Source organism: Qipengyuania sp. NPDC077410 (assembly GCF_044543405.1).
Classification (GTDB): domain Bacteria; phylum Pseudomonadota; class Alphaproteobacteria; order Sphingomonadales; family Sphingomonadaceae; genus Qipengyuania; species Qipengyuania pacifica.
The window spans coordinates 308,186-320,449 of the sequence record NZ_JBITWB010000002.1 but is presented as its reverse complement, the minus strand read 5'-3'; the positions used below and the strand labels follow the sequence as shown (position 1 = coordinate 320,449).

Genomic DNA, 12,264 nt, shown 5'->3' with positions numbered 1-12,264 from the left:
CGGTCAACGCCGCATGTCATAACTTTCAGCCGGAATGGTAACAGTAAGGCCGTCCATCTCTTCGGTCAGGTCGATCTGGCACGACAGGCGGCTGGTGCGCGCAACACCTGCTGCAAGGTCCAGCATGTCCTCTTCCTCTTCGCTCGCTTCTTCGAGGCGGTCGAACCATTCGCCTGCAACGATGACATGACATGTGGAACAGGCCATCTGCCCTTCGCAGGTCCCTTCCAGCGGCAGGCCAGCCGCCTGCGCCACACGCAGGAGGTTGTCGCCCGCTTCGGCTTGTGCGCTGACGGTGTCACCGTTCGACGTGACGAATTCGATTTTCACAATCCTTGCGCCTCCGCAGCAGCATTGATCTTGGCAGCGGCCTCCTCGATCTCGTCGAGCGTGGTATAGCGCCCGAAGCCTAGCCGGATCGAGGATTTCGCCTGCTTGTCCGATAGGCCGATGGCCTTCAGCACATGGCTCGGGCGACCCGATCCGCTGGCACAGGCGCTGCCAGCGGAAAACATCACATCGCGCACATCGCTCATCAACCTGCCCACATCCAGTCCTTCTCGGCGGATGTTGAGATTGCCGTGCCAGCGCGCTTCGGCGCTGCCGTTGAGCGTCCAGTCATCAAACAGTTCGCGGGCACTGTTCCACAGTGTTCGGACGTGTTCGGCGTCCTGATCAAACGTCTCATTCGCACGTTGTGCCGCCGCCCCCATGCCGGCGATCAATGCTGGCGACAGCGTTCCCGATCGCAGACCGAACTCCTGCCCGCCGCCGGTTTGCACCTCTTCGAGGTCCAGCCCGTCGCGCACCCACAGCGCGCCAACGCCTTTGGGTCCATGGAACTTGTGGGCCGAAATGGCGATCATGTCTGCGCCGGTCAGCTCGATCCGCCCATAGGCCTGAACTGCATCACACAGGAACAACGCATTGTTTTCCTTGGCCTTGCGATACCATTCGATGGTCGGCTGGATCGTGCCGATCTCGTTATTGACCTGCATAACGCAGATCAGCCGCGTATCGTCTGGCACGTCCTGCCGCGTGTTGCACTGGCCATCCTTTGCGACGTTCAAGACATGGCTCGGCCCCGCGGCCTGTGCAGTATCGCCCACAGCAGAATGCTCGATCGCCGAATAGGACACGGTGCCGCCACGCCCCGACCCGCGGATCGCCAGATTGAGCGCCTCGGTCGCGCCACTCGTGAACACGATCTTGCCGCCGGCCGGAAACAGCGCGGCCACCTGATCTCGAGCCAGTTCCACTGCGGCATTCGCCTGCCGTCCCATGCGGTGCGCGCTGTGCGGATTACCGAAGCCGGTACCGCCGGGCCCGTCGAGCCACCGCAGCATCGCGTCCCGCGCCTCGGGCGCGAGCGGGGTAGTCGCCTGATAGTCGAGATAGATCACTTCACCCTCATACAGTCATTACCAGCGAAGCGAAGGGTGCACGGCGAAGTTCCACCTCATGCCCCCCTTTGGCCGTAGAAAGGAGAACTAGGCGCCTGCCAGATCGAGCCAGACTTCGCAAAAGCGTTCAACTTCCTTGCGAGAGGTATTCCAGCCGATCGAGACCCGGATGGTGTTTGACGCAATCTCGGGCTGGACCTGCATCGCCTCGAGCACGCGGCTGGTCTTCATCGTCCCGCTGGAACAGGCCGATCCCTGCGATACTGCGATACCTGCCATGTCGAAGCGCATGACCTGTGCCGTCGCGCTCATTCTGGGCATCGCGATGGCCCGGATAAACGGCGTTGGTTCCGCAAGACTATCGGACAGCCATGTGCCGCCGATCCTGCGACATTCATGTGCCAGCGCATCGAGCGGTTCGAGAACATCCGGCGTGATGTACGGATCACCACAGGCTTCGAGGGCTGCTGCCATGCCGAGCACGCCAGGCAGGTTTTCAGTCCCGCGCCGATAACCACGCTCCTGCCCACCCAATGGTTCGAGAAGGGCGTAATCGGTTACCAGCAGCGCGCCGACTCCGATCGGGCCGCCGAATTTGTGCGCCGACACGATCGCCATATCGCAGGGCGGCAGCATCATCTTGCCGGCGCTTTGCGCGCAGTCGGCCAACAACAGTCCGCTGGCGTTTCGAACGGTGTCGGCAACGGCGGACAGGTCCTGGCGGTTGCCTGTCTCCGAATTGACATGCTGCACAGCGACCAGTGGGCGCTCGCGCTCCACCGCTTCGATCAACACGTCGAGGTCGAGCGCGCCATCCCTGAGAACCGGCAGCCTTTCCGCCTCCGGCGCGGCTTGGAGCAGGCAATCGTGCTCCACTGTCGATACCAGGCGCGCACCTGCCTTTGCATGGCGAAGCGCCATGATCGCAGCCTCGCTCGCGCCGCTGGTGAAGATTACTTCGCCACTCCAATCCAGCCGAGCTTTCACCCGCTCACGAGCGTCCTCGAGGAGGCTGCGCGCCTTGCGCCCCTCGGCATGGGGACTGGACGGATTGGCCCACAGCGCGAAGCCTTCATCCATCGCCGCACGCGCTTCGGGGCGCAGCGGTGTGGTGGCGGCATGGTCGAGATAGATGCGTTTCGGGATGATACGTGCTCGAAATGATTGCGATTTGGACGACAAACCCTATATAGCGCGCCACTTCGCGCAAAGCCCTGTCCGGTGCAAGCGCTTCGACTTTTGCTTAGGGTACCCCTCCCATGCCGACCGTGATCTTTCCCGGCCCCGAAGGCCGCCTCGAAGGCCGTTTCTCTCCCGCCCCGCGTCCCCGGGCGCCTGTGGCCATGATCCTGCACCCGCATCCGCAGGGCGGCGGCACCATGAACGAGCAGATGACGCAGCGTCTTTACAAGACGTTCGTCAACCGCGGTTTCGCGACGCTTCGCTTCAATTTCCGCGGCGTCGGTCGCAGCCAGGGCAGCTTCGACAACGGCGTCGGCGAATTGTCGGACGCTGCAAGCGCGCTCGACTGGGTGCAGCAGATCCATCCGGAAGCGCAGGTGACCTGGGTCGCAGGTGTCAGCTTCGGTGCCCTGATCGGCATGCAGCTCCTGATGCGTCGCCCCGAAATTCGCGGCTGGATCAGCATCGGTGCACCGGCGAGCATGTACGACTTCTCCTTCCTCGCTCCGTGCCCTGCCAGCGGTATTTTCATCCATGGTGCACAGGATACTGTGGTGCAGCCGCAGGCGGTTACCAAGCTGGTCGAAAAGCTTCGCACGCAGAAGCATATCACAGTGCATCACGAAGAAATCCCGCGCGCCAATCACTTCTTCGAGAACGAGCAGGAAGAACTAATGAAGTCGGTCGACAATTACCTCGACTTTCGCCTCGATCCGAGCTGCCCGATCAAGTGATCTGATCGGGCCGACAGCCCGCTTCCCACATACACATTCAGTCGGCAGCCAGATGCTGAACGATACCGCTTGCCTCTTTTTTGTTACGTTGTAACATTGCCAGTCAAAGACTCGCAAAAGCGACTTCGATTTGGAAGAGGCGCAACACTCATGTCCTTCGTTGACCAATCCCGCCGACCCTCCCCCGCCAGTATGGCAGCGGTAATCGGGGTTCATGCAGCTATCGGTGCCGCGCTTGTCGCCGGCCTGACCGTCAGCGGCGCAATGCCGGAAATCGTGAACAAGATCGGGGCGACCAACATACCGATCCCGCCGCCGCCCCCGCCGGCCGATCCGGTCGAACCAAGCACCAGCGAATCCACACCGACCATTGTTCAAGCGCCGCCGACCCAGTTCGACATCAATCCCATTGATACGCCATTCGACACTACCCCGATCCCTGTTCCGAACCTGCCAACCGTCCCGTCGGGAACAGCCTTTGAATTACCGGCCCCGACGCCGCAGCCAAGTTTCGACCCCGTAAGCGCAAAGCCGCGCAACGATCCGGCGCGCTGGCTGACCGATAACGATTACCGCCCAAGCTGGGCCCGGCGCGAATTGACCGGCACGGCCCGGTTCAGGCTGGAAATTGCGGCTACCGGCAAGGTCACCAGTTGCACTGTAACTGGGTCGACAGGCCATTCGGAGCTCGACGCTGCGACCTGTGCGCTTGTTACGAAAAGAGCGCGGTTCGAACCTGCACGCGGATCGAACGGCGAGCCGGTTGCCGGTACCTTCTCCAGCGCGGTGAAGTGGGAATTGCCTAACTAGGCTTATCGGGTGCCCTGCTCGAGCTTGTCGAGCGGGGCACTGCCCCCTGCGTCGGGAACGGTCCATATCGCCACGTTCATCAGCGCGATGGCGGCCAGCACGACCATCAGCAGCGCGTTTTTTACGTTCCCGGTTCGGCGCCACATGAAATAGGCGCCCGCGACCAGCAGGATTGCAGCGAGAACGGTGATGGAGAGCACGGCGTCGAGCATGGTCTTGCCATAGCTTCCCCCATTTTCATCGCAAGCCATCAATGCGGAACGCGCCCACCCCTTGCCCGTTCGAAGATGCAAGGAGACGACCATGAGCATATTCGGAAAGATCAAGGATTCGATTTTCGGCGAGAAGCCGAAGCCGCAGGAAACACCTGCGACCGCACCGGCCACCAAGGCAGCGCCGCAACCCACCGGTAACGCCTGGGCCGATGCTCCTGTCGTGGAACAGCAGGCCAGACCCGTCATCGATATCGAGAACAATCTCGACAACATGCCTGGCGCCGACCGGCTGAACTGGCGCACATCGATCGTCGACCTGATGAAGCTGATCGGCGTCGACAGCGATTACGACAGCCGCAAGGCGCTCGCGGTAGAGTTGGGGCGCGAGGATTATTCGGGCAGTGCGGAAGACAATATGTGGCTGCACCGGCGTGTCATGAAGGAACTGGCCGCAAGCGGCGGCAGGGTTCCAGCCGAATTCCTCGACTGATTTGACAGACTTGCACGCGGGCCGCACACCCGCGTGCATGAACCAGTCACGCTTCGACATAACCCGCCGACAGGCTCTTTCAGGCCTCGGCGCAACCTCCGCCCTTGCTTTGACCGGATGTGCTACCACCGGACGCACCGGAGCGGTTGCCCAGGCCCAGTCCATGGGCGTGGAACGGCTGCTCGAGATCGTCGGGTATAATCTGCTCGAACACGAGCCGGAGCGGGCAACATCGCTGGGTGTCGATACGGGCCGCCATTACGGCTTGCGCAGCAAGCTCGAAGATCAGTCGATTGCCGGACAGGAAGCCTACGCAGCAACCCTTCGCAGAGACCTCGAACTGGTCCGGTCCGTTCCGCGGGACGGTCTCGACAGCGAAAATCTGACCAATCTGGAAGTCGTCGAAAGCGCTTACGAAGTGGCGCTCGATGGATTTGCCCTGCCCTATGGCGATACGCCGGTCGGCAACTGGCGCACGGCGCCCTACGTCGTGATCCAGAATGTCGGCCAGTACCTCGCCCTGCCGCGCTTCATGCAATCGGATCACAAGGTCGAAAATGGCAATGATGCCGACGCCTATATCGAACGTATGGAACAGATGCCCGCCGTCTTCGATGGCGAGCTGGAACGGATCAAGGCTGCCCGAGGCATGGGCGTGGTTCCGCCCGATTTCCTGCTCGACAAGGCAATCGGTCAGATGGAACAGACCATCGCCAGTGCAGGCAAGGGCGAACTGTTTGCCGACGATCTGCGCGCCAAACTCACCGCCATGGGCATGCCTGAAAGTCACGCGAACCGGGCAAAGATTCTCGAAACCGGGCCGATCGCAGAAGCACTCGATCGCCAACTTCGGGAACTGCGCGCGGAACGGGCCGTGGCGACGGCGGAGCCCGGCATTTCCGCCCGGCCGCAGGGCGATGCATTCTACAATTGGGCGTTACGATCCAGCACGACGACCCGGCTTACACCCGAAGAGGTCCACCAGCAGGGTCTCGAAGAGCTCGAAGAACTGCATGCCCGCATGGATCCGATCCTTCGCGAGATCGGCTATACCTCCGGTTCGGTTGGCGATCGGATGCAGGCATTGTCGCAAGATCCGCGGTACAAATTTGCCGAAGGCGATCCTGGCCGCAAGCAGATCATGGACTTCATCGCAGAGCGGCTGGACTGGATTCGCGGCCAGATGCCGCGCGCTTTCCACACACTTGTCGATCCCAACATGGAAGTACGCCGCATCCCGCCGGCGGAAGAGGTTGGGGCACCCGGCGCCTATGGCGGGGCAGGCAGCAAGGATGGCACGATCCCGGGCCGTTTCTGGATCAACCTGAGGACTACCGACCTCCATCGCAAATACGATCTCGCCGACCTGACCTATCACGAAGCCATCCCTGGCCATGTGTGGGAAGGCGAATACTCCAACCGCCTGCCGCTGATCCGCTCGGTGCTGGCCTTCAATCCCTTCAGCGAAGGTTGGGCTCTTTACGGCGAACAGCTGGCCGACGAACTGGGGGCATATGACGAATTTGTCGTTGGCCGCCTCGGCTATCTCCAGAGCCTCGCGTTCCGGGCCTGCCGCATGGTGGTCGACACCGGCCTCCACGCCAAGGGCTGGAGCCGCGCTCAGGCGGTCAACTTCTTTGTCGAACGCAATGGCAGCAAACCGGCAGAAGTCGAAAGCGAAGTGGATCGATACTGCAGCTGGCCCGGACAGGCCACCGGCTACAAGCTCGGCCACAGCCGCATTGTCGATCAACGTGCCAGGGCGGAAACAACCATGGGCACCGCTTACGACTTCAAGGCCTTCAACGACGCAGTCGTGCTCGGCGGCAACGTGCCGATGGATGTGCTGGAAAAGAATGTCGGTCGGTACATTGCCTCCGCGCAAGGGTAATTCAGTCTAGCGGACCTGCGCTTCGGTTTCGACCAGGTTGATTTCGAATAGGCTCGGCCATCGTTTTCCGGTCACGAAAAGACGTCGCTTCTTCGGGTCCCAGGCGATGCCGTTGAGCACCGTGTCGCGGTCCGTCATTGGGATGCTATCGACGATCGCTCGCAAGTCGACGAGGCGCTTGATCACGCCATCGGCCGGGTCGATGGCGACGATGAAGGGGGATTGCCACACATTGGCGTAGACCAGACCGTCAATCATCTCGAGTTCGTTGAGGTTTGGCAGGGGCTGGCCATTCATCGTGACCGGGATCATGCGCAGAACCTCGAAGCTCTCTGGGTCCAGAACGCGCAAGGTAGCAGTGCCATCGGAGTGAATGAGACCTTCATCCGACGTTGTAAGGCCCCACCCTTCGAAGGGGACTCCATCTTTCGAGCCTGCGGGCTTGAGGGTTTTTGCATGCCAGCGGTGGATCACACCGTTTCGCCAGGTCAGGCTGATGAATTCCCGCCCCGACAGGGCCAGCCCCTCTCCGAACTGGTCTGCGGGGATAGCACTTCTGTTAAGGACCTTGCCCGTTTCGAGATCGACCTTGCGGACTTCGGACTGCCCTTCCTGTCCGGTGCTCTCGAACAGATGCCCGTCGTGCCAGACGAGGCCTTGCGTGAACGCTGCGGTATCGTGCGGATATGTCGCGACGATTTCTGCGCGATAGACTGCCGGCCCGCTATAAACCTCAGGGGCTGGCGTTCTCTCTGCTGACGGGGCAGCGTCCTGAGCTGTCGCCACGGGAGCCATGGCCGGGGTTAGCCACGTGAAAGCGGCGGCAATGAACAGGATGGCACGGTGCGTCATGATCTCTCCCATCCGTTTCCGGGGCTTAGCCTTGCATGAATTGATCGGCGCCCGGAATCAACGGCCCCCGGTCCGCTTTTCAGCGGCCGGGGGTCTCCTCTCCAACGCTCGGGTTCCGCTGGACAGCGGAACCGATCTCATCAGGCGGCGACAGCCGTGTTCGGCGCGGCATCGCGCACGCCTTGGTCGACATGGGCCGCGAAGGGCTCGAAATTGTCGACGAACAGCTGCACCAGCTTGCGCGCGGTACGGTCGTATTCGTCTTTGTCGGTCCAGGTCGAACGGGGGTCGAGGATGCCATCATCCACGCCCGCGACGCTGACCGGGACTTCGAAACCAAAATTGGGATCCTTGCGGAATTCCGCATTGTTCAGGCTGCCGTCGAGCGCGGCGTTGAGCAGTGCACGCGTGGCCTTGATCGGCATGCGGCTACCCGTGCCGTATTTGCCGCCAGTCCAGCCGGTGTTGACCAGCCAACAGGCGACTTCGCCCTTCGCGATCCGCTCTTTCAAAAGATTGCCGTAGACGCTGGGATGGCGAGGCATGAAGGGCGCGCCGAAGCAGGTGCTGAAAGTCGCTTCGGGTTCCGTCACGCCGATTTCGGTCCCGGCAACCTTGGCCGTATAGCCCGACAGGAAGTGATACATCGCCTGATCGGGGGTCAACCGCGCGATCGGGGGGAGAACGCCGAACGCATCGGCGGTCAACATGATCACGTTGCTGGGCGGAGGCCCCATGTTCTCGGCGGAGGTATTGGGAATTGACGACAGCGGATAGGCACCGCGGGTGTTTTCCGCGAGGCTGTTGTCGTCAAGGTCGATTTCGCCCGCATCGTTCATCACGACGTTTTCGAGCACGGTGCCTTCCATCTTGGTGGTGGCGTAGATTTCGGGCTCGGCTTCCGGGTTCAGGCGGATCATCTTTGCATAGCAGCCGCCTTCGAAATTGAAGACTGCAGTATCCGACCAGCCATGCTCGTCATCGCCGATCAGCGTGCGGCTGGCATCGGCGGAAAGCGTGGTCTTTCCGGTGCCGGACAGGCCGAAGAACACGGCGCTCTTGCCGTCCTGTCCGATATTCGCCGAACAATGCATCGGCATGACGCCCTTCACCGGCAGCAGGTAATTCAGAATGCCGAAGACACTCTTCTTCATTTCACCCGCATAGCGCGTGCCGCCGATGAGGATCAGCTTTTCGCTGAGATTGACCGCGATCACGGTTTCGCTGCGCGTGCCATGGCGTTCCGGATCGGCGCGGAAGCTCGGCAGGTCGATGATCGTGTATTCGGGCACGAACCCGTCCAGTTCAGCCTCGGTAGGGCGCACCAGCAGCGTGCGAATGAACTGGTTGTGCCAGGCGAGTTCGTTGATGACGCGCACGTTGACGCGATATTCCGGCTGCGAGCCGCCGAACAGGTCGGCGACGTAGAGGTCGCCCTTCTCGGCGACGGCCTTGAGAAAATCTTCCTTGAGTGCCGCGAAATGGTCGGGCGACATCGAAGCGTTGTTGTCCCACCACACGGTATCTTCGGTTTCGCCATCGCGAACGATGAACTTGTCCTTCGCGCTGCGGCCTGTGTGCTTGCCCGTTTCCACGACCAGCGGGCCATGCTTGGCTTTGCGGCCTTCGCCATTTTTCAATGCAGCGGCGGTCAGCTCTTCCGACGTGAGATTCGGGTGAATGGTTGCGGAAGTCTCGATGCCCTGCGCGGCAAGCGAGTGGGAAAGCGAAAAGGTCACTGAATTCTCCGGCGCGTGTGCGGGTTCGTTCTGGAATCGCCGGCGCATACGAATGCGTGGCTTGCTCAGATGCCAATAGTCCTGCCGTAACTCGGCGTCAAATCGCCATCGAACAATATGTTGTGGCGTATGCGCGGGCCACGTTGTTTTGCTCTTTCAATGTCGCTAGTCACTCTCCTTATGGAGAGCATGACAGCAGATGCCGCGCCGCAGGGCGAAAGCAACCGGACGGTCATCGCGCTGGTCGATGACGATCGCAATATTCTGACCACCGTCTCGATCGCGTTGCAGGGCGAAGGCTTTGCCACACGCGTCTATTCAGACGGCGAGGCTGCTCTTGGCGCGCTGCTGTCCAATCCGCCCGACCTAGCCATCTTCGACATCAAGATGCCCAAGATGGACGGGATGGAACTTTTGCGCCGCCTGCGCGAAAAATCGCCGCTGCCGGTCATTTTCCTGACCAGCAAGGATGACGAAACCGACGAGGAAGCCGGCTTCGAAATGGGCGCGGATGATTACATCGCCAAGCCTTTCAGCCTGCGCCTGCTGCTGGCCCGCATCCGCGCCATCCTCCGGCGTAGCGGGAGCGACCATCCCCTGATCCTCTCCGAACAGTTCGACGAAAAGCCGGGCGAAGTGCTCGAACGCGGTCGCCTGTACATGGACCCTGCCCGGCACCACGTCACGTGGGAGGGTGAAGCCGTTTCGCTGACGGTGACCGAATTTCTCCTGCTCGAGGCGCTGGCCACGCGCCCCGGCGTGATCAAGAGCCGCAACCAGTTGATGGATGCCGCCTATCCCGACGATGTCTTCGTCGACGATCGAACGGTCGACAGTCACATCAAGCGCATGCGGCGCAAGTTCCGCGCCGTCGACAAGACCTTTTCCGCCATCGAAACGCTTTACGGCGCAGGCTACAGTTTCAACGAAGGCTGATGTCGGAAATCGGTAGCGTATTGAAAGGCGATCCGCGGCTGGAAAAGCTGCGCTGGTCGCGGCGGCTCTCGCTCACCAGCCGCATCCTGTTCGTGAACATCCTGCCGCTGGTCCTGCTGGGCGGCGGCGTCATCTATGTCGACGCCTATCGCAAGCAGCTCCTCGACGAACGCTTCAAGCTCGCCCTCGTCGAAGCGCAGATCACGGCAGAGGCGCTGGCCGGCGCTTCGCCCAAGCGCCAGGAAGCCCTGCTGATCCAGATCGGCAAGGAACAGCGCCTGCGCCTGCGGGTCTACAGCCCCGACGGTTCGCTCGAAGCCGACAGTTTCAAGCTCGCCCCGCCCAGCTTCGCACTGGCGCGCAAGGAAGATATCGACCCCAACGCCTTCGCGCTGCGGATGGACCGCTGGTTCGACCGGGTGGTCGGCGCGCCGGCCGTTCCCGACTACCGCGAGCCGGAGACGGACGACATCAACGACTGGCCCGAGCTGCTGCGGGCCCGCGGAGAAAGCCTGACCCAGATCGTCCTGCGCGATGCGCCCGACGGCACGCATGTCATCAACGCCGCGGCCCCTGTCGGGCTCGATGGCGACACGCTCCTGCTCACCCGCAATCCGGTCGACATCACCGCCCGGGTGCGGACGGCACGCTCCACGGTCGCGCTGGTGGTCTTCCTCGCGCTCGTCATTTCCACGCTGCTGTCGCTGTTTCTGGCGCAGACCATCGTGCGCCCCTTGCGCGAGCTGGTCCAGGCCGCCGTGCGCGTGCGGCAGGGGCGCGACCGTCAGGTGGAGGTTCCGCGCCTGCCCCAGCGCCGCGACGAGATCGGCATGCTCGCCCGCTCGATCTCCGACATGACTGCGGCCCTGCGCCAGCGTATCGACGCGGTCGAACATTTCGCGGCGGATGTCGCGCACGAGATAAAGAACCCGCTCGCTTCCCTGCGCAGTGCGACCGAATCGCTCGCCAAGGTGGAAGACCCCAAGCTGCGCGGGCAACTGATCGATATCGCCATCCATGACGTGCGCCGGATCGATCGTCTCGTGACCGAGATTTCCGACGCCAGCCGGATCGATGCGGAAATGTCGCGGACCGAATTCGAACCGGTGGACCTTGCGCAGCTGCTGCGCACCATCGTCGACAATCGCGAGACGCGCGACGAGAACGAGGGCCGCATGGTCGTCATCACCGGTGACGACCGGTCCGTGCCGATCATGGGCGTCCCCGCGCGGCTGGAACGCGTCATCCAGAACCTGCTCGACAACGCCGTGTCCTTCTCGCCGCCGGCCGGCAGGATCGTGGCCGAAATCACTCGGAGCGACAATCGCATCACCCTCTCCATTTCCGACGAAGGGCCGGGCATTCCGGAAGAAAAGCGCGAGCGGGTGTTCCAGCGCTTCCACTCCGACCGTCCCGAGGAAGAGGATTTCGGCAACCATTCCGGGCTCGGCCTCGCCATCGCCCGCACCATTGCCGAAGCGCATGATGGCACGCTGGTCGCGACATCGCGTGCCGACGGCGAAGAAGGCGCCTGCCTCCAGCTCAGTCTCCCGGCCAAGCGGTGACGGTCCTTGCCAATGTCACGGCTGTCGCGATCGGTGGCCGTGCCTTGCTGATCGAAGGTCCGCCGGGATCGGGCAAGTCCTCCCTCGCCCTCGCCCTGATCGATCGCGGCGCCCTGCTGATCGGCGACGATGCGGTGCATCTGGCGCATGACGGCGCGGCGCTGATCGCCTCCCCGCCCCCCAATACCTGCGGCCTCATCGAAATCCGCAACGTCGGTATCGCCGAATTGCCCGTGTCGAGCGGTCCATTGGCCCTCTTCCTCACCCTCGATCCCGAAGCGCCCCGCTTCCCGCTCGATCCGGCAATGCGAACGATTGCGGGGGTCGATATTCCGTCCCTGCCCTTCGCGCCGGGCGATGCCGTGCAGGCCCTGCGCGCGGAATATGCACTGGCGCATCACGGTCTCCCCTTCCCCAATTCGGGTGCAACACAATAGAGATGGCGCA

Annotated in this window: 13 protein-coding genes; 7 read left to right on the top strand and 6 right to left on the bottom strand. The window is 62.3% G+C overall.

Annotated features, from left to right (window positions below; genetic code table 11):
* Positions 1-3: 3 nt before the first annotated feature.
* The 3 genes from ACIGGE_RS09525 to ACIGGE_RS09515 form a co-directional block, all read right to left on the bottom strand.
* Positions 4-330, bottom strand: coding sequence for a 2Fe-2S iron-sulfur cluster-binding protein (locus ACIGGE_RS09525; protein ID WP_103022641.1), 327 nt, complete (start codon positions 328-330; stop codon positions 4-6).
* Complete coding sequence (locus ACIGGE_RS09520; RefSeq protein ID WP_397490164.1) at positions 327-1,403, bottom strand: cysteine desulfurase family protein; 1,077 nt, start codon at positions 1,401-1,403, stop codon at positions 327-329. Before ACIGGE_RS09520 ends, ACIGGE_RS09525 begins: the two co-directional genes overlap by 4 nt.
* Positions 1,404-1,490: 87 nt before the next feature.
* Positions 1,491-2,585, bottom strand: coding sequence for a cysteine desulfurase family protein (locus ACIGGE_RS09515; RefSeq protein ID WP_397490163.1), 1,095 nt, complete (start codon positions 2,583-2,585; stop codon positions 1,491-1,493).
* A gap of 77 nt (positions 2,586-2,662) precedes the next feature.
* Here ACIGGE_RS09515 and ACIGGE_RS09510 point away from each other — a divergent pair, with 77 nt between their 5' ends.
* Both ACIGGE_RS09510 and ACIGGE_RS09505 read left to right on the top strand, forming a co-directional pair.
* Positions 2,663-3,319, top strand: coding sequence for an alpha/beta hydrolase (locus ACIGGE_RS09510; protein WP_103022639.1), 657 nt, complete (start codon positions 2,663-2,665; stop codon positions 3,317-3,319).
* 150 nt (positions 3,320-3,469) lie between these two features.
* Entirely contained in the window at positions 3,470-4,129 is a 660-nt protein-coding gene (locus ACIGGE_RS09505) for an energy transducer TonB (RefSeq protein WP_397490162.1), read from the top strand.
* Between the two features lie 2 nt (positions 4,130-4,131).
* Here ACIGGE_RS09505 and ACIGGE_RS09500 read toward each other — a convergent pair whose 3' ends face one another.
* Positions 4,132-4,380, bottom strand: a complete 249-nt coding sequence (locus ACIGGE_RS09500) for a hypothetical protein (RefSeq protein WP_272019903.1) — start codon at positions 4,378-4,380, stop codon at positions 4,132-4,134.
* 52 nt (positions 4,381-4,432) lie between these two features.
* Between ACIGGE_RS09500 and ACIGGE_RS09495 the strand changes: the two genes are divergently transcribed.
* Together ACIGGE_RS09495 and ACIGGE_RS09490 are read left to right on the top strand one after the other, a co-directional pair.
* A complete protein-coding gene (locus ACIGGE_RS09495; RefSeq protein WP_397490161.1) occupies positions 4,433-4,834 on the top strand; it encodes a DUF3597 domain-containing protein in 402 nt (133 codons plus the stop codon).
* A 37-nt stretch (positions 4,835-4,871) separates the two neighbouring features.
* Positions 4,872-6,725, top strand: coding sequence for a DUF885 domain-containing protein (locus ACIGGE_RS09490; RefSeq protein ID WP_397490160.1), 1,854 nt, complete (start codon positions 4,872-4,874; stop codon positions 6,723-6,725).
* A gap of 6 nt (positions 6,726-6,731) precedes the next feature.
* Here the strand turns inward: ACIGGE_RS09490 and ACIGGE_RS09485 are convergent, their stop codons facing one another.
* A complete protein-coding gene (locus ACIGGE_RS09485) occupies positions 6,732-7,577 on the bottom strand; it encodes a glutaminyl-peptide cyclotransferase (protein ID WP_397490159.1) in 846 nt (281 codons plus the stop codon).
* A gap of 140 nt (positions 7,578-7,717) precedes the next feature.
* The gene (locus ACIGGE_RS09480; RefSeq protein WP_397490158.1) at positions 7,718-9,316 is read right to left on the bottom strand and encodes a phosphoenolpyruvate carboxykinase; all 1,599 of its coding nucleotides are present in this window, start codon (positions 9,314-9,316) and stop codon (positions 7,718-7,720) included.
* A 189-nt stretch (positions 9,317-9,505) separates the two neighbouring features.
* Between ACIGGE_RS09480 and ACIGGE_RS09475 the strand changes: the two genes are divergently transcribed.
* From ACIGGE_RS09475 to ACIGGE_RS09465, 3 genes are read left to right on the top strand one after another with little or no spacing between them, the layout of a single operon-like run.
* Positions 9,506-10,252, top strand: coding sequence for a response regulator transcription factor (locus ACIGGE_RS09475; protein ID WP_103022743.1), 747 nt, complete (start codon positions 9,506-9,508; stop codon positions 10,250-10,252).
* Positions 10,252-11,817 carry an ATP-binding protein gene (locus ACIGGE_RS09470; protein WP_397490156.1) on the top strand — a complete coding sequence of 522 codons (1,566 nt, stop codon included), beginning with the start codon at positions 10,252-10,254 and terminating at the stop codon, positions 11,815-11,817. The genes ACIGGE_RS09475 and ACIGGE_RS09470 overlap by 1 nt, the downstream gene beginning before the upstream one ends.
* Complete coding sequence (locus ACIGGE_RS09465; RefSeq protein ID WP_397490155.1) at positions 11,814-12,254, top strand: HPr kinase/phosphorylase; 441 nt, start codon at positions 11,814-11,816, stop codon at positions 12,252-12,254. Before ACIGGE_RS09470 ends, ACIGGE_RS09465 begins: the two co-directional genes overlap by 4 nt.
* Positions 12,255-12,264: the final 10 nt, after the last annotated feature.

Bases quoted from the DNA above. Each gene is read 5' to 3' on its own strand.
- ACIGGE_RS09510 (WP_103022639.1), top strand. From the start codon at position 2,663: ATGCCGACCGTGATCTTTCCCGGCCCCGAAGGCCGCCTCGAAGGCCGT.
- ACIGGE_RS09490 (WP_397490160.1), top strand. From the start codon at position 4,872: ATGAACCAGTCACGCTTCGACATAACCCGCCGACAGGCTCTTTCAGGC.
- ACIGGE_RS09470 (WP_397490156.1), top strand. From the start codon at position 10,252: ATGTCGGAAATCGGTAGCGTATTGAAAGGCGATCCGCGGCTGGAAAAG.
- ACIGGE_RS09475 (WP_103022743.1), top strand. From the start codon at position 9,506: ATGACAGCAGATGCCGCGCCGCAGGGCGAAAGCAACCGGACGGTCATC.
- ACIGGE_RS09500 (WP_272019903.1), bottom strand. From the start codon at position 4,380: ATGGCTTGCGATGAAAATGGGGGAAGCTATGGCAAGACCATGCTCGAC.
- ACIGGE_RS09485 (WP_397490159.1), bottom strand. From the start codon at position 7,577: ATGACGCACCGTGCCATCCTGTTCATTGCCGCCGCTTTCACGTGGCTA.
- ACIGGE_RS09495 (WP_397490161.1), top strand. From the start codon at position 4,433: ATGAGCATATTCGGAAAGATCAAGGATTCGATTTTCGGCGAGAAGCCG.
- ACIGGE_RS09505 (WP_397490162.1), top strand. From the start codon at position 3,470: ATGTCCTTCGTTGACCAATCCCGCCGACCCTCCCCCGCCAGTATGGCA.